This is a genomic window from Pseudobacillus sp. 179-B 2D1 NHS, from assembly GCF_045370945.1.
Taxonomy (GTDB): domain Bacteria; phylum Bacillota; class Bacilli; order Bacillales; family Domibacillaceae; genus Pseudobacillus.
The window spans coordinates 151,854-169,543 of the sequence record NZ_JBIQDP010000008.1; the positions used below are offsets into that span (position 1 = coordinate 151,854).

The 17,690-nt window shown below is 43.1% G+C and carries 13 protein-coding genes and 1 riboswitch; of the genes, 5 read left to right on the forward strand and 8 right to left on the reverse strand.

The window, feature by feature from the left end; translation table 11 throughout:
* Positions 1-47: 47 nt before the first annotated feature.
* Positions 48-1,244 (reverse strand): MDR family MFS transporter, encoded by a 1,197-nt coding sequence (locus ACH0BF_RS10535; protein ID WP_406909356.1) that lies wholly within the window; start codon positions 1,242-1,244, stop codon positions 48-50.
* A 209-nt stretch (positions 1,245-1,453) separates the two neighbouring features.
* Here ACH0BF_RS10535 and mnmL point away from each other — a divergent pair, with 209 nt between their 5' ends.
* Both mnmL and ACH0BF_RS10545 read left to right on the forward strand, forming a co-directional pair.
* On the forward strand, positions 1,454-2,425 hold the full coding sequence (mnmL, locus tag ACH0BF_RS10540) for a tRNA modification radical SAM protein MnmL/YtqA (RefSeq protein WP_406909357.1): 972 nt from the start codon (positions 1,454-1,456) through the stop codon (positions 2,423-2,425).
* 289 nt (positions 2,426-2,714) lie between these two features.
* Complete coding sequence (locus ACH0BF_RS10545; protein WP_340856353.1) at positions 2,715-3,242, forward strand: hypothetical protein; 528 nt, start codon at positions 2,715-2,717, stop codon at positions 3,240-3,242.
* Positions 3,243-3,301: 59 nt separating this feature from the next.
* On the opposite strand, the gene ACH0BF_RS10550 is transcribed toward ACH0BF_RS10545, so the two are convergent.
* A complete protein-coding gene (locus ACH0BF_RS10550; protein WP_120033921.1) occupies positions 3,302-3,487 on the reverse strand; it encodes an H-type small acid-soluble spore protein in 186 nt (61 codons plus the stop codon).
* A gap of 315 nt (positions 3,488-3,802) precedes the next feature.
* Positions 3,803-7,750 carry a tetratricopeptide repeat protein gene (locus ACH0BF_RS10555; protein WP_406909358.1) on the reverse strand — a complete coding sequence of 1,316 codons (3,948 nt, stop codon included), beginning with the start codon at positions 7,748-7,750 and terminating at the stop codon, positions 3,803-3,805.
* Positions 7,751-7,889: 139 nt separating this feature from the next.
* Here ACH0BF_RS10555 and mnmM point away from each other — a divergent pair, with 139 nt between their 5' ends.
* Positions 7,890-8,462, forward strand: a complete 573-nt coding sequence (gene mnmM, locus ACH0BF_RS10560) for a tRNA 5-(aminomethyl)-2-thiouridylate-methyltransferase MnmM (RefSeq protein WP_340852796.1) — start codon at positions 7,890-7,892, stop codon at positions 8,460-8,462.
* Between the two features lie 78 nt (positions 8,463-8,540).
* On the opposite strand, the gene ACH0BF_RS10565 is transcribed toward mnmM, so the two are convergent.
* From ACH0BF_RS10565 to ACH0BF_RS10575, 3 genes are read right to left on the reverse strand one after another with little or no spacing between them, the layout of a single operon-like run.
* Positions 8,541-9,542 (reverse strand): LLM class flavin-dependent oxidoreductase, encoded by a 1,002-nt coding sequence (locus ACH0BF_RS10565; protein ID WP_340852795.1) that lies wholly within the window; start codon positions 9,540-9,542, stop codon positions 8,541-8,543.
* 34 nt (positions 9,543-9,576) lie between these two features.
* Complete coding sequence (locus tag ACH0BF_RS10570) at positions 9,577-10,671, reverse strand: tetraprenyl-beta-curcumene synthase family protein (protein ID WP_340852794.1); 1,095 nt, start codon at positions 10,669-10,671, stop codon at positions 9,577-9,579.
* Positions 10,672-10,680: 9 nt separating this feature from the next.
* Positions 10,681-11,490: an alpha/beta hydrolase gene (locus ACH0BF_RS10575; RefSeq protein ID WP_120033931.1), complete on the reverse strand. Its 810-nt coding sequence runs from the start codon at positions 11,488-11,490 to the stop codon at positions 10,681-10,683.
* A gap of 134 nt (positions 11,491-11,624) precedes the next feature.
* Here ACH0BF_RS10575 and ACH0BF_RS10580 point away from each other — a divergent pair, with 134 nt between their 5' ends.
* A complete protein-coding gene (locus tag ACH0BF_RS10580; protein WP_120033934.1) occupies positions 11,625-12,152 on the forward strand; it encodes a gamma carbonic anhydrase in 528 nt (175 codons plus the stop codon).
* Positions 12,153-12,178: 26 nt separating this feature from the next.
* On the opposite strand, the gene metK is transcribed toward ACH0BF_RS10580, so the two are convergent.
* Complete coding sequence (gene metK, locus ACH0BF_RS10585; protein ID WP_120033936.1) at positions 12,179-13,378, reverse strand: methionine adenosyltransferase; 1,200 nt, start codon at positions 13,376-13,378, stop codon at positions 12,179-12,181.
* Between the two features lie 144 nt (positions 13,379-13,522).
* A riboswitch (SAM riboswitch) is annotated at positions 13,523-13,682 on the reverse strand.
* A gap of 234 nt (positions 13,683-13,916) precedes the next feature.
* Here metK and pckA point away from each other — a divergent pair.
* Complete coding sequence (gene pckA / locus ACH0BF_RS10590) at positions 13,917-15,503, forward strand: phosphoenolpyruvate carboxykinase (ATP) (protein WP_340852793.1); 1,587 nt, start codon at positions 13,917-13,919, stop codon at positions 15,501-15,503.
* Between the two features lie 53 nt (positions 15,504-15,556).
* On the opposite strand, the gene ACH0BF_RS10595 is transcribed toward pckA, so the two are convergent.
* Positions 15,557-17,680: an MMPL family transporter gene (locus ACH0BF_RS10595; protein ID WP_340852790.1), complete on the reverse strand. Its 2,124-nt coding sequence runs from the start codon at positions 17,678-17,680 to the stop codon at positions 15,557-15,559.
* Between the last annotated feature and the right edge of the window lie 10 nt (positions 17,681-17,690).

The following is a 17,690-nucleotide window of genomic DNA, read 5'->3' on the forward strand; positions in this document are numbered from 1 at the left end:
TATTCAATCTACGACTATTTTAGACAAAATTGCCCACAGTTGCAAGCTTAAAGAGAAGATATGGAAGGAGATGGTACTTCTTTTTTCTTTTTTAATGGCCGATCGTAAATCATTGTTAATCCCATGCTAATAAGCAAGAAAGCCATCAGAGTGATAAATAGTATCGGCATGCCGTATAGATCCACGAGAATCCCGCCGAGCACCGGTCCAAACATCCGTCCGGCTGTTGCGGTGCTATTTACGATTCCCTGGTAAAACCCTTCTCTGCCTTTTGGTGATAATTGGCTGGCTACGGTCGGCACCGCCGGCCAGACAAACATTTCACCGATAGTTAAGATAAGCATAGCGGCGAGAAACCCTCTAAAGTCGCTTGCAAAAGCGGTAATAGCAAATGATCCCATGAAAATAAGAATTCCAATCATAATTTGCTTTTTTAAATTATCCTGAAAAGCCCGAACAAAAAAGTTAACGAGCGGCTGGCCAAACACGATTAACAAGCCATTAACTGTCCATAGAAAACTGTATTCTTTCAGGCTGATATTTATTTCTTGTGTATAGTTTGCGATAGTCGACTGCCATTGAACATAGCCAACCCAGCAAAGCATATAAGCTGTACATAGTATGAAAAGTGCCGTCATCTTGCTGCGGTTCTTCACTTTGCCATTTTCCGCAATGACATTTGTTTGTACTCCGGTCACATTGGCCATTTGGCGATAACCAAAAGCGGCTATGAGAAAGAAAACAACAAACATAGCCAAGTTGGCCGCAAAGATATAATTAAAGGAGAAAGAAGCAACAAAACCACCCATTGCAGAACCTAGCGCCACCCCGGCGTTTTGCGAAATATACACAGCATTAAATGCCCGGCGTCCTCCTTTTGGCCAAACCGCACCAACAAGCGCGTAGACAGCCGGAAAGATCGCTCCTGATCCGAAGCCGACAATCGTTAAAAAGATAACATAATGGGGCCAGTCATGCCACATTGTCATGCCAGCCATCGCAATCAAATTTAAGCCTGCCCCAAGTAAAATCGTTCTGTAACCACCAAGACGGTCAAATAACGCCCCACCGAGCAAATTGCCTACAACGGTAGCCCCAGCATTTAACATTAAAACAATCCCTGCTATCGACAAGGATTTTCCTAATTCACCATGTATGTAAATGGTATTGAGAGGCCATAAGAACGAAGCACCTGTCACATTAATCACCATGCCGATCACTAACAACCAAACTGCTTTTGGCATACTGTATCCCCTCCTGTTTTATTTAATTATTTCGAGTTCCAAAATAGTATTGTAGATCGCCAAGCCAAATTTTTCAAGCCGTTTTCTGAACTTAAAATTCTGACTAATCTTCCACGGATGAAGCTCGCTTTCTATTGCTTATTCATGATAAAATTTCCTTTATGCTGCAGCATTTGCCCAGCTTGAAAGAGAGGGTGAGTTTAATAAAGATGAATCCATTTCCTTACGCAAGTGACAATAAGCGCTATCATACATGGAATTATCATTTACGCAATCATTTTGGACATAAAGTATTCAAGGTTGCGCTGGACGGAGGGTTTGACTGCCCAAATCGCGACGGAACAGTCGCATTCGGCGGCTGCACCTTTTGCAGTGCCGCCGGGTCGGGTGATTTTGCCGGCAGCCGGTCTGACAGTCTAGAGAAACAGTTTCACGATATTAAAGGAAAAATGCATCAAAAATGGAAGAACGGCAAATACATGGCCTATTTTCAGGCATATACAAACACTCATGCTCCCGTAGAAGTGCTTCGCGAGAAATATGAAACTGTTCTTAGCCAGGAGGGTGTCGTCGGTTTATCGATCGCTACACGCCCGGATTGTCTTCCGGATGAAGTAGTCGAATATTTAGCTGAACTAAATAAGCGCACTTACTTATGGGTGGAACTCGGTTTGCAAACTGTTCATGAAAAGACGGCACAACTTATTAACCGGGCACACGACTTTTCTACTTATGTAGAGGGGGTAGAGAAATTGCGCAAGCATGATATCCGCATCTGTTCCCATATTATTAACGGCCTCCCTCTTGAGACACCCGAGATGATGATGGAAACAGCGGAGACAGTTGCCCGCCTTGATGTTCAAGGAATTAAAATTCATTTGCTCCATTTGTTAAAAGGCACACCAATGGTGAAGCAATATGAGAAAGGGCTGCTTGAGTTTTTATCTCTTGAAGACTATGTGAATCTCGTATGTGATCAGCTCGAAATCTTGCCGCCGGAAATGATTATTCATCGCATTACTGGCGATGGACCTATCAACTTAATGGTTGGCCCAATGTGGAGTGTCGATAAATGGACCGTGCTCAATGCCATTGATGCTGAATTAAAACGGCGTAACAGCTTTCAGGGCGCACGACACCTCGAACTTTGCAAAAAAGGTGAGAAACGGATTAATTATTAAAACTGGTGGACTTAAAATAAATGCTGGCTGTCGACTTTGTCGACAGCCATGTTTTTTATCAGCTTAAATAGCTTTTTTAACGGCATTTAAAATATTGTACATTTGTACAAGAAAATTTTTTTATCTAGCATTTATAGTAATAGGGAGCTTATCCAGATGTTAACGAAGTACATGCCTAACAAACGCCAGCCTGCAAAACCTTTGAAATGTATGCACTCTCCTTAGATTTATCAAAAGAAGGAGGTCCAAAATGAGCTTTGATAAAAATCTTGATGATTATAACGACGAAATGGAACGGGAGAAGAACGACGTCCAAAAGGTAGACGTTTTCATTGAAAGAGATGGAGAACGAATTGTTGCTAAGTCCTCTGTTCCTGAAACAACCAAAATTGTTATCGTTATTAATAATCAATTCACCAGCGCACCAAATACTACGCAAATTGCGAGCGGGGCTGGAAGAAATAGCACAGCAGGAAATAATGCCGCGATTGATTCGTCAAACACCGAACAACAGCAAAGTGTGGGAGCGGAAGGAGAAGCCAAAAACTTCGGCCTAAACGGCGATCAGCAAGAGCCGCATGAAAAACATGGAAGCTGGAAAGATGATGAGGAAGGAATTGTCATTGTTATCAACAATCAGATCAATCGATCCGAAGAAACAGCAGGAGCGACTCAGGTGGCAAGCGGCAGTGGAACAGACAGCGCCGCTGGAACAAATGCAGCCGTCGCGAGCTCTAATACGAAACAGCAGCACGCTGTCGGCGGAGACGGCATTGCAGTCAACGATGGCGAGAATGGCGACCAAGAGGAAGTCTAATGCCAAGCTTTAGTAAGAAAGAAAACCCGCTCTTTGTAGCCAAGAGCGGGTTTTCTTTCTTACTCCTTCTCCTCAGTTAAATCTTGAATGGCGACTCGTGTTCTTTCTTCCAATGGGCCTCTTAAATGAACAGTTGCCATTTTCTCCTCTTCATGCAGTTCGTCAATCCAAACGGAAACACCTTGGAATGTTACATCAATATCTGCAGATGAAGATACGATTTGTTTTGCTCGTTTTATGTCCACATTACTTACCTCCTAAATGATTTCATGCGCTTATTTTTTGGAAGTAAGTAAATTTTATACCTCGAGCTATAAGGAGAATCCCTAATGATTCATTCTCCCTTATCCAATCAATAATGACCCTATATTTTGACTCTCACCCAGCAGCATCCGTCGATTAGTCGAATTCTACGCGTATCCCGCCTTCGGGTATAGATGTTCCATTCTTTACAAGGAACATCCACTATACTTTGTGTCGTCTAATAGCTGGCCTCAATCAGGCAAGCTGTCTCAATCTCAAAATAAAAAACCGGCGCATTAGCAGCCGGTCTTTCTCTTCTATTTACTTATCAGTACTTTTAATGCCGGGTGCTCATCCGCCAACTCCCTAAGCTGGTCCATCACACGTTCCCGCATTTGTTCTGGTATTTGCTTTAGGCTCTTTTCTGCTTCCTCTTCCTGGTCAAGGTCAAGGCACGCAAGTATCCTTCCGACATAGCCTTCTATTTTGAAAGGGGCTTTTTTAATAAGTGCTTTATATTCTTTTAGGGCTGCCTTTGGTTCACCGAGGAAAAGAAACGAATCTGCGAGCATTTCCCGGACATCTGCATCAGCAGGATGCTTCTCCTTTAGCATAAGCAGATATTCCTGGGCCTCCTTAATATATTTGTCTTTTCCATTTTCTGTCCCATGTGCCAAAGCTGAAGCAGCTGCTTTAAAACAAAAATTGTCATCCTCATGCCGTTTTAAATATAATTTTAATACCTTTAATGCCTCGTCTGCTACCTCTCGCTCTAAGTAAAAAGAAGCCAGCTGGCTATAGTTCTCAGAGTTATCAGGATCTAACTCAATTGCCTTTTCATATAAAGCGATAATCACACTAATTAATCCAACCGTCTTCAAACCGCCAGCAATCTTCTTCCATATGCCGCTTTTCTCTTCCTCGAGCTTTTCTATATAAGGGACAAGTGCACTGCCGCTGTTTCTATATATAGCTGCTGCATCTTCTGAAGGTAGCTTCATGCTTTTGATCAACTTTTCAATTTTCAATAATTTTCTCGAACTGTACAGAGCTTTCATCCATGGGGCATACAAATGTTCATTGGTCGGTTCTTTTTGAATCAATGTTTTTATTAAGGCCAAGGCCTCTTTCTCCTGCCCGTTATCGGTATAAAACTCCGCCAATTTCGCTCTCAAGTTTACAGCTTCTTCTTTCTCAAGTAAATGGATCGCTTCTCTCGTCTCCAATACTTCACTAAGGGCAGCCAAGCGCCATTCTTCATCGATTGTTCCTTGCAGATTGATCAAATGATTCTTTAATTTCTGCCGCTCGGCTGGAGAGGCCATCCACTCTGCAAGCTGCTTTATCTCGCATGCTTGCGGAATGGCTTCAAATACGCGAAATCGATACTTTTTCGCCTTCTCTATATCGTCCGCTTCTTCATATAAACCCGCCAACTCTTCATGGGCAGCAGTAAAATCAGGATCGATTTTGATGCACTCCAGCAAATGACGCTCGGCAAGCTTATGTTTCTCCAACGCTCGATACAGTTTTCCGAGGCGATAATGAGGAAAGGTGTTCTTTTTGTCAAGCTCTACCGCTTCCAGCAAAAGCGATTCAGCTATAGAAAAGTTTTCCAGATCCTCCTGAAAAATCGCCTCATAACAATACAAATCACTTAACGGATACTGGGTTCGAAGCTTTTGCAAAAAAGTGAGCGCGCGGTGAATAAAAGGCGTATCTTCTACATATTCAACGTATAAAGAAACCTGTTCTCCTAATCCGCTGCCTTGTATTAATCCTGTTTCCATAAAATCAAGGCCAAGCTCCTTTTCCTTGTCTTTTTCAGCTTCTTCCATCATCATGGCGCCAGCTCTTACGTATATATCGGGGTTATCCGCAGGCTCAGCATAACAGCGAATAACATTTTCAGCCCGCTGCCAGTCCCCTTGCTTAATAATTGACTGTGCTTCGTATACTGCCGCAAGCAGTTCTCCATCGCTGTCAAGCTGCACAGCCTGTTTATAAGCTTCCTCCGCATGACTATACATCTCACGGCCCATGCGCGTATGACCGATATATAACCAAAGAATTCCTGTTTCTTCCGGCACCACTTCCTCTGTCCCTATTTGCAAATATGCTTCTGCCCGCTCCCACTTTTCTTCATTCATTCGAATTTCGGCAATGCGCAAATAAGGATAGGGTACTGCAGGATTCATCTCCATTGCACGCTTTAGCCACTTAATCGCTCGGCTATCCCCCATCTCCATATAGCAACGGCCAATTTCATATATATAATAATGATCCTGTGGATAATCCTCAGACAGCTTTTTAAACTCAGCCATCGCCTCTTGAACTGCTTCCGACTCCAATAACATAAGTGCGTATGTTGAGCGAATAAATTCATCTGTTTGCGCTTGCTCAAGCGCTATAAGCGCCCATTGCTGTGCCAACTGAAACTGCGAGAACTCTGCATAACATCGCGCTAAGTAGGCATAAGCAGAAGGCTGAAAAGGATCTTTCTCAAGTGAACGCTTTAAATGAAAAATAGCTCTCTCTGTTTGATCGTTCTGATAATCTACGATTCCGAGAAGAAAATGGGCGTAAGCATTTTTTTGCTTGATATGATGCATGGCACGTTCGAATTCCTCGCCAGTTTGGTCATGCATATAATAAGAATGAGCAATGAGCAGCTGGATCTCCTCATCATCCTCACCAAATCGCTGTTTTACGTTTTTAATCCACTTATTCAGAAATGGCTTAGCTTTTGGGTGCTGAATCATCGTCAAACCGATAATAGAAGAAAAAATTTCCTCGTCATTTTCTGTCAGATAAGCGAGAAAATCAGCAACGACTGCTTCCGCATTCTCTTCCATTTGTTCTAAATAGACAAATATTTTTTGAAAAAACTTATGAGTGCGCAGATCTAGCTGTTCAAGCATCTCTTTTTGTTCTCCCTGAACAAACACGAGCGAGAGCCGATCTTTTAATCGATAAGTGTGCGCAGCTTCTTCATAAGGAACAAGCAGTGTTTCCAGCTCGTTAGGATCTTGAACAAACAACACTCCAAGTCTGTCATCATACCCGGTAACAAGCTGAACATGTGACTGGTTTTCAATCAGCATATCGAGTACGACCGGACATCCGTTATCAATGAAATGCTTGTATAACTCGACCGTCCCTTTAAAAAATGCAGAGGAGAAGCCTAAAGAAGCCATATAATCAATAGCTGTCATTAACTTGGAGCCAGTCACATCAAAAACGTGCTCGGCAACTTCATCCTGCGACACATTTTTTCCAGCTGTTTGCATCATCATTGAAAGGGTAGCCGGTACACAATAATTCAACTTTTGCCGAATTGGCTGAATCATGATTTGTTGATAAGCTTTATTCGGATCTATTGTCCGTTCACTAAATATTGTCTTTTCTAGCACTGTTTTGTGTGCGGCAATCCATTGTTTTAATTCATCCCACTTTTCCAGCTTGTAAAGCGCTTCGGCTTTTAAATAAATGAAATAATCCTTGTTTTCATGAAAGGGATTTTTGTTATTTAAATAATCAGCATGATCAAGAATCGCTTGGAAGTCACCAGCCAGACGAAAGCTACGCATTTGTTCCAACTGAAATACAGGGCATTCTGGGAAGACCTCGGTTCCTTTTTGCAGCATGTGAAGTGCTGCTTCGTGATTTCCTTGCCTTGACAACAAATCTACATATACGAGCAAGCTGACGTCACCACGTTCGTGAAATGGCAGATCAAGCCCTTTTTTCACTATCTGTTCAGCTTGTTCCCAATTATTCGTTTCTAAATAGAAATCCGCTAGCTGATCGGGCGACAACAAATTGCCTGACTCTTCAATGAGACGTATATAATCGGCCGCTTCCCGGTAGCGGTGCAATTGGCAAAGTGCTTTGACAAGCAAAAGCCAAGCCGCTTTTTTTTCTTCGAGCGTCAAGGAATCGACGCCTTCATCAAACAAGCGCTGTTTCATCTTTGCCTCCGCCTCTAGACTCTTTCCTTGTTCAAGCAGGCTATAACAATACCAAGAAAATGTGCGGACAGAGCGAAAGCGCTTGTTGGCAGCCGTTGCTAAAAAATTGCTGTATCGATACATTGCTCCGGCATCGGCCAGCCGGAGCAAACGGTAATATTCATCTTCAGTTTCCACTTGTGCAAGCCACTCCTGCAAAGCATTATATGATTTAAGTGCCCAGAGCTGCTGAATTGTCTCTATCAAGTCCGAAACAGTTTTGACGTAAGGCGGCTTTGTGACTACTGTGTTCAAAAGGCAACGCCCTTTCTTTTTTTTATTTTTCCACCACTATTATTCTAGTAATTATATGCATTATATCAGCAACCGTTTATTTTATGTATAATCATCAGAGACTATCTTAATTATTTAAGCTGTGAAAGAGGGATATGCAATGAATGTAGATGGAATTCTTCCGTTCGCACGCATACTTTTAGAGAAAGCTATAACTAAAGGCAGCGCAGCGATTGATGCAACCGTTGGCAATGGCCATGATACGGTATTTTTAGCCAAGCTTGTTGGCGAAGAGGGGCATGTATTTGGTTTTGATATTCAGGAGCAGGCACTGACTAATACAACTGTCCGTCTCGAAGAACACCAGCTAAGTGAGCGGGTCACTCTATTTGGTTGCGGCCATGAACAGGCAGCGGCACTTATTCCTGCTGAATGGCAAAGCCAGTTAAAGGGAGCCGTATTTAACCTTGGCTATTTGCCAAAAGGAGACAAATCTATCGTTACAAAGCCAGACACTACCATTGCCGCTGTAGAGCAAATTTTCTCCATGCTTATTTCCGGAGGCATTATTGTGCTCGTTATTTATCATGGTCATGAAGAGGGAGCAGTGGAAAAAGAGAAGCTGCTTAGCTTCGTAGAAAACATCGATCAACAAAAAGCTCACGTCCTCCGTTACGAATTTATCAATCAGGCAAATCATCCGCCGTTTATTATAGCCATTGAAAAAAGGTAATTTTCTGCGCTCTGATTATCTAACAACCATTTGAATCCTTTGTCTGACCATCAAAAAAGCAGGCTATAGCCTGCTTTTTTATAATTCAGCTGCTTTTGCCAGCAGCTCCATTGATTTTAATTTGTCCTCGAAATGATACATAATGGACACAGCCATGATATTCTCCGTTTGATATTCCTCACTAATCTGCTTATATTGTTCACGCACACGTTCAGGACTCCCAATCACCATTCGCTTCCTGTTTTCGCAGATAAATTTACGTTCATATTCACTGTAACGGTAGGGTGCTGCTTTTTCAGGGCTCGGTGTGCCGTTCGACTTCATGCCTTGGGCCGTCATCAACAAGGATAGATCCAGGCTGGAAGCCAGCCACTCTGCCTTTTCATCCGTTTCAGCACAAATAGTGAACACAGCCACCATGCTCTTTGGCTTTGAAAGCCAGGGCGACGGCTGAAAGGAGTTCAGATAAGCAGCCAGACTCTCTTGCCCATCCTCTCCGTTGATAAATTGGGCAAATGTGTATGGCAATCCTTTTTTTGCCGCAAGGAGGGCGCTTGCCGGACTGGAGCCAAGCAGCCAGACATCCGGCCTTGTTTGAATGAGCGGTGTGGCTTTCAGTCCTGGGTAAGGTATATTCTCTTCATCTCCCGCAAGATAGGCTAGTAATTCATCAATCTGCTCAGGAAAACGGTCCACTTGGCGATATTCGCCTCTATTAAGCGCCAAAGAAGACATTGGCATGCCACCCGGTGCCCGACCTATCCCCGCATCAATTCGGCCAGGAGCCAACCCTTCGAGCACTCGGAAATTCTCCGCTATCTTGTAGGGGCTGTAGTGGGGAAGCATGACTCCTCCGGAACCAATGCGAATGGCCTTAGTCTTAGCTGCCAAATAAGCCATCAATACCTCTGGCGAAGATCCAGCAAGACTTGAAGCGTCATGATGTTCTGAAACCCAGAAACGTTCATATCCTAGCGCTTCAGCATGACGAGCAAGCTGAACGGTTTGCGCTAGGGCTTCCTCTGCTCCCATCCCTTCTGAAATTGGCGATTGATCCAATATGCTTAATTGTAAACTCACTGCGCCATCTCCTTTTATTTCTGTCCATCTTTCTTCAACGAAATGTTGTTTTATGGAACAATCGCGGGAATACTTGCTGCACGTATCTGTACATTCGGCCATTAAAATAGAAAAAGCGGGAAACTGCTCCGCCTCTGCGAATGACTTTTTTGGAGAGCTTGTAAATGCCTGTTTGTTCATAAACTTTGCTATCCGATAAATACACACCTAGCAGTCCACGATTGATCAGTTTATGAAAGCGAGAATCTTTTATCCCTTCTATCTGCTCGTCCGCCTTCTCCATAAAATAAACGAGCCGCTCAAACAATTGTTTTTCATCCTGATAATAAAAACAGAAATTTAAATCTCCACCTTCCCGGTCTTCCTTCTGATCAATCAGATAATCAAGCAGAATGTGAAGCCCCTGTATATAGGGAAAATAACTGTTTTTTATTTGCTGTGCCTGCGCATGGCTTAATGGCTCATTTAAGCCGTATGATACTAAACAAAAAATAGCAAGCGTCGAACCGGTACAAGCAGAGAATTCGTACCATTCCATTTGCGGCCACTCATCTTGGTACTCTTCGAACCATTTAATCAGGCGGTGCTCTCGTTCTTCTTTTTTAACATGCTTATGTATTTGTAAATCACAATAATAACGGCATAGCTCTTTAAGGTGAGGGGCAATCACCTCATACCCCTTCATTCCAGCGAGCACAGACTGACATGTGGTCACTAACTCAGATAAGTAACCGCCATCGTTTTGATCCATCCGGCCACGGTAGTAATCACGAAGCGGGACGCCCGGCGTCAGAGAATCTTCCATCGATTCATGAAGCGCAGCAAAATCAGCTGGATCAAGGGACGTACTGCGGTCACAAAGATTGTCGAGATAATCACTGATGGTCTGGTAGGTAACAATAAAGCGGACAGCCTGAACGAGCCGGTCTCTCGACAATAATGCCAGCACAGCTCCTCCTTCGCAATGAAACGTCTTATGTTCAATGCTGGAGAGAGCCTGGCGGCGCAGTTCTTTATTTGGAATCATCCCTGCTTTCTCTTTCCAATATTGCAGCTGTTCATGCACGACAGGAAACACTTTTTTATAAATATTGTGCATTAGATGAAGCGGCGTTACTGGTACAGGCATTGTGTCACCTCACTCCTCAATCACATATCCTAGTAAACGCAACCGATTTTCCACGAACCCTTTCGCATAATGGAAAACTTCCTCTCTCTCTGGCTCGTTAAATATTTCATGATAGAGTCCCGGCCACTCTTTATAATGCATCTCTGACAAATCGAGCCGGTGAAACCATTTTCTGACGCTTTTTTTATCGACAATCAAGTCATCCCCCGCCTGCATGACAAGAAGCGGAACATCAGGCACTGCCCCTGTCTTTAAATCAGCCGTCTTGATGGCTTGAAGCAGTTCGCGGTACCAGCGAACTGACACTTTATTTACATAAAGCAAATCTTCTTTATCTGCTTGTCTTACCTCTTCATTTCTTGTCGCCATTTCAACTGTCAGTCCGGAAGAAAACTTCACTGAGGGCGAGAGTGAATTCAAACCGTGCGATAGAATATCCATTACTTTAGGTGGCGTATGATTCATACCGAGACAAGGCGATGACAAAATCACGCCTGCTGTCTCCACTTCCATCTCCTGCAGCAGACGAATAGCAATTAGCCCTCCCATGCTATGTCCTAATATAAATAAAGGCAAATCAAATTGATACGCTGCCTGCACCCAGTCTTTTACTTCCTCTATATACTCATTAAATGATGAAATATGTCCTCTTTTAGCTCTCGATGTCATGCCTTGGCCGGGCAGGTCGCCCATCACTACATGAAAGCCGTTTCTGCGCCACATTTCAATCAGCCAACCATAACGGCCATGATGCTCCATCGCCCCATGAATCATAACGATGACACCTTTCGGCTGTTGTTCTGTTTCCCATTTCCACATCAAGCATCTTCCTCCGGCTTTTTGTAATCCTATACGTTTGTCTTCTATTATACAAATCAAATCGTTTTAGATAAAATAATAAGCAAGTCCATCCTGCTTTCTGTTGCAGGAAACATAAAAGGAGGAGAGAAAAAATGATCTATCCTTATAACAATAAAACTCCTATTGTTGCTGATTCTGCTTATATCGCCGATTATGTAACAATTACGGGAGATGTAACTATTGGCGAAGAAACAAATATTTGGTTTAATACTTCTATTCGCGGGGATGTAGCCCCGACTGTAATCGGCAAAAAAGTGAGCATTCAGGATAATTCTGTATTGCATCAAAGCCCGAACAACCCGCTTGTTATTGAAGATGAAGTCACAGTCGGCCATCAAGTTATTTTGCACAGCTGTAAAATTAGAAAAAAAGCTTTAATCGGTATGGGTTCCATCATTCTTGATAATGCAGAAATTGGTGAAGGAGCATTTATCGGGGCCGGTAGTCTTGTTCCCCAGGGAAAAGTCATTCCTCCTCACTCCGTGGCATTTGGCCGGCCGGCAAAAGTGATTCGCCCAGTGAATGAGGAAGACAGAAAAGATATGGAGCGCATTGTCAGAGAGTACGTAGAAAAAGGACAGTACTATAAAAGCATACAAAAAAAGCCTGAAGACCGTTAAAGAGTCTCCAGGCTTTTTGCTGCTTATTAATTTGATGCCTGATCTTTTAAGATTTCAGCTTTGTCTGTTCTTTCCCAAGGAAGATCCACATCTGTACGACCAAAATGTCCATAAGCGGCTGTTTGTTTATAAATTGGACGACGCAGTCCAAGCATATTAATAATGCCCGCTGGACGCAGATCAAAATTATTGCGAACAAGTTCAACAAGCACATCTTCAGAAACCGTTCCTGTGCCGAACGTATCGACAGCAATTGAAACAGGCTGAGCTACACCAATCGCATAGGCGAGCTGGACTTCACATTTATCAGCAAGGCCGGCCGCAACAATATTTTTTGCTACGTAACGAGCTGCATAAGCTGCTGAACGGTCTACCTTTGTTGGATCTTTACCGGAGAATGCTCCGCCTCCATGGCGTGCATAACCACCGTATGTATCCACGATAATTTTCCGGCCTGTTAAGCCCGCATCTCCTTGAGGTCCGCCGATAACAAAACGGCCTGTTGGATTGATAAAGAACTTTGTATGTTCATCGATTAATTCTGCAGGGACCATCGGGTCAATGACATGCTCGCGCAAGTCGCTTTGAATTTGTTCAAGCGCAACTTCCGGATGATGCTGTGTCGAAATAACAATTGTATCGATTCTTACTGGCTTGTCGTTTTCATCATATTCAACTGTTACCTGAGTTTTACCATCTGGACGTAAATACGATAACGTTTCTTCTTTTCTAACTCTCGTTAATTGACGGGATAATTTATGAGCCAATGAAATCGGGAGCGGCATTAATTCTGCTGTTTCATTACAAGCAAAACCGAACATTAAGCCTTGGTCACCCGCACCAATCGCTTCAATTTCTTCATCGCTCATTTGGCCTTCACGTGCTTCAAGAGCCACGTTCACACCCGCTGCAATATCAGGTGACTGCTCATCAATGGATGTCAACACACCGCATGTATCGGCATCAAAACCGTATTTTGCACGAGTGTAGCCAATTTCCTTAACTGTCTCCCGAACAATTTTATTAATATCCACGTACGAAGAGGTTGTAATCTCCCCTGCTACGAGTACGAGTCCAGTTGTAACAGATGTTTCCGCTGCGACACGCGCATTTGGATCTTTTGATAAGATTTCATCTAGGATAGCATCGGAAATCTGATCGCAAATTTTGTCCGGATGCCCTTCAGTGACTGACTCTGAAGTAAAGAGACGACGATTTTTAGTCATGAAACTTCCTCCTTAAAATGATCAACTTACTGCCGATCGATAATGGTACGGTACTCATTTCCCCTAAGTTTACCCTTTTAAAATAAAAAAACCCCTCCTGAAATAAAGAGAGGAAAGGTTGGTCTTATCAACATAGGCCTTTCACTCTTATCGTTCAAGGTTTGCCCTTGCTGCAGGTTAGCACCTTTGTCTTGAGTACAAACTTATATTGTATAAGTGCCGGCAGTCGATATAACTACCAATCACAATCAAGCAGGTTGCCGGGCTTCATCGGGCCTGTCCCTCCGCCAGCTCAGGATAAGAGTATCCGTTCAAGGTTACATCATACGAAATCCGTTCGACAATGTCAACTGGTTTCGTATAAAATCTCTTCATTTTTTCGGTTTCTTTTATAGGAAATCGGACAATCTGTAAATAAAAAAAGTCGCAAAAAAATAAGTGAATAGTATAGACTATTAAATGTAATGTGTTATACTATTTTTGAACAAATAATGCGATAACAATTATTTAATTTCAGATAAAGGATGGTTATTAATTTATGAAGACTGTAAGTGTTTCAAGTGAAATTTTGGAACTTTTAAAAGGTGATAACGTAACAATGCAGCCATCTGTGCCGCAGCTCGTAGAAAAAGTACTTAATCGTAAAGAGGGCGTGTTAACTGCTTCTGGAGCAGTATGTGCTGAAACGGGAAAATATACTGGCCGTTCTCCTAAAGATAAATTTATCGTTGAAGAGCCTTCAGTAAAGGACAAAATTGATTGGGGACCGGTTAACGAACCAATTTCCCCTGAAGTCTTCGATCAATTATACACTAAAGTGATCAATTATTTAAAGGAACAAGAAGAATTGTTTATTTTCAAAGGATTTGCAGGGGCAGATCCAACCCATCGTTTACCAATTCAGGTGATCAATGAATATGCATGGCATAATCTGTTTGCTCATCAACTTTTCATTCGTCCAACTGAGGAAGAATTAAAAGATCATCAAGCAGGCTTCACAATCGTATCTGCTCCGAACTTTAAAGCAGACCCTACAGTAGACGGAACAAAATCAGAAGCATTTATTATCATTTCTTTTGAGCGCCGTATCGTTTTGATCGGTGGAACGGAATATGCAGGAGAAATGAAAAAATCGATCTTCTCTGTAATGAACTACTTGCTTCCTGAAAATGATATTCTGTCTATGCACTGCTCAGCCAACGTTGGCTATGAAGGTGATGTGGCCCTATTCTTCGGTCTTTCTGGTACAGGGAAAACAACTTTGAGTGCAGACCCGAACCGCCGCTTAATCGGCGATGATGAACATGGCTGGTCTTCTAATGGTGTATTTAACATTGAGGGCGGCTGCTATGCAAAAACAATCGGCCTTTCCCGTGAGAAGGAACCACAAATCTTTGATGCCATCCGTTTCGGCTCGGTTCTTGAAAATGTAGTGCTTGATGAACAGTCTCGCATTCCAAATTACGATGATAACACCCTGACAGAAAACACGCGTGCCGCTTATCCGCTACAAGCAATGGATAACATTGTTGATCCAAGCGTAGCTGGCCATCCAAATACAATTATTTTCTTAACAGCTGATGCATTCGGCGTACTGCCTCCAATCAGCAAGCTAACTAAAGAGCAAGCGATGTACCACTTCTTAAGCGGCTATACATCTAAACTTGCCGGTACAGAGCGCGGTGTCACTTCTCCGCAAGCAACATTCTCTACTTGCTTCGGTTCACCATTCCTTCCGCTTGAAGCTACACGCTATGCGGAAATGCTTGGTGAGAAAATTGATGAGCACAACGTTCAAGTGTTCCTTGTAAACACTGGCTGGACTGGTGGCGAGTATGGCGTTGGTTCCCGCGTAAAGCTTGCGTATACACGTGCTATGGTCCAAGCAGCTCTCGAAGGCGAATTAAATAACGTAGAAACGTATACGACAAAAACATTCGGCTTGCAAATTCCTCTTCATGTACCTGGTGTGCCGGATGATGTTCTCATTCCGCGCAAGGCATGGGCTGATGAAGATGCTTTCATGACAAAAGCAGCAGAGCTTGCTGGCAAGTTCCGTGAAAACTTCAAGAAGTTCTCCAACGTCTCAAAGGAAATTATTGAACTTGGCGGACCACAAATCTAATATACAAAAAGAGGCCTCTGCTAAATAGCAGAGGCCTCTTTTTGTATATGACTTTAACTGTCCGCTTTTCGAACAGGTTCCTTTTCTGAATGCGTGTCTGCCCGATCTTTTTCAAAGATCATAAGTAAAGCCGGCAGCAGCAAACCGCGCACGATAAATGTATCAATTAATATTCCGACGGCGACAATAAAACCAAAGACAAATAAAATTTCTATTGGCTGTGTCATTAATACGGCAAAGGTCGCAGCTAAAATAATGCCGGCAGACGAAATAACCCCCCCTGTTTTAGCAACAGCAGTGTTGACTGCTTTTTTTAAAGAATGGCTGCTTCGCTCTTCCATATAGCGTGATACTAAAATAATATTATAATCGATGCCCAGTGCGACAAGAAAGATAAATGAGTAAAGCGGCACCCTTGTGCTGATGGCATCAATGCCAAATAGCATATTTGTTAAAAACATCCCAATACCAAGGGCAGCTAAAAATGAAAGCAGAATGGTACCGACCATGTACAGGGGCATTTTAACGGAACGGGTCAATATCACCAGCATGACAAAAATCAATAGTGTTTCCAGCAGAACAATTACTTTAAGATCACGGCTGTTTAACGTACGGTCATCCAGCTTCTCTGCTGTCTCTCCAGCGAAATAAAGGGTTCCCTTTGCTCCGGAATCAGCAATGACCTTCTCTGACTTCTTTCGCAGACTGGCAAGCGCATCCATAGCCGGCCGTTCATAGGGGCTTCCGTTGAATGATAACGACAATTCATGCGCTTTATTATTCTCTGTTGAAGCTTGGAGCCGTACCTTAGCCACATTCTCCTGCTTCTCAAGCTCGGCCGTAAGCTTTGTCATATCTCCTGTTCCTTCAAATAAGACTATTGTGGGAGCAAGATCTCCTGCCGCAAATTTTTGTTCAATGATTTCATATCCCTCAAGTGACGGCATATTGTCCGGAAAGGATTTTAACGTGTTAAATTCATATTTAACATTTAATACATTAAGTGAAGCTAGCAGTAACAGCGCGATAACGATACTGCCAATAGCAATCGGCTTTGTTGACACTATCCGGGCGATCCGGTTCCAGAACCCGCTATCTCTTTCAGTTTTGTCCCCTGCTTTCGGTACCTTCGGCCAGAATGCTTTTCTGCCAAACAACACAAATAATGCAGGAACCAGCGTGACGGAAGCAAGCATAATAACAGCCATGACGGTAGCGAAAATTGGGGCAAAGTTTTGATAATCCCCAATGACAGCGAAGAAGAGTACGAGCATAGCTGCAAGCACAGTTCCTCCTGAGAAAAAGACCGGTTCTCCCGTCTCGCGCATAGCATGTTTCATCGCTTCAAACTTGCTTTCATGCCGCTTTAATTCTTCTCGATAACGGGCTAGCACAAACAATGAATAGTCCGTTACCGCTGCAAACAGCAAAATCGTCATAATAGACAGTGACTGGCTGCTCATTTCTAAGCCAGCTTTTCCATATAACCCTAAAATACGGTCGGTTACCGCATAAACGACCACTGAGGCAAGCAATGGGATAAAAGCTAGCAATGGGGAACGATAAATAACAATAAGCAATACTAAGATGAGTCCAACAGTGGACAACAAGAGTACAATATCTGCTTGAGAAAAAAGCGCAGTTGTATCTACTGCAATACCTGCTGGCCCGGTTACACGCACTTGAAGATCGCTTGCTTCCTTTTCAGCTGTTGAAGTTATTGATTGAATTCCCTTTTTTAACTGATCATTTTCCAGGCCTTCTTTAAAATTTAATGGAATAGCTGCAGCTGAGCGGTCCTTTGATAAAAATTGGTTCTGTGCGGGTGGAGGAAGCTGGTCGAAGGGCACTATTTCCTTTAAATGGTTTATTTGTTTTTGCTTAATCGCCTTGACCACCTTAGCGAGCTCGGCAGTTTCAATTTTTTTGTTGCCAGCACTAAAGACAAGAATAGCTGGCACGCCCTCATCGTTCGGAAAGTACTGGTTTACTTTTTCTGCGGCTTCTATTGCTGGCGAATCGCTTGGGAGTGACTCAATGGAGGAAACACTGTAATCACGTGAGCTTGGGGCGATGCTACTTAACAGCCCTGCAATCAACAGCCAAATGATTAAGACTGTCCACATGCCTTTTCTTGTTGATATCCAATCAGTTAACGCTCCAAGTATTTTTTTCATTTTTCCTCCC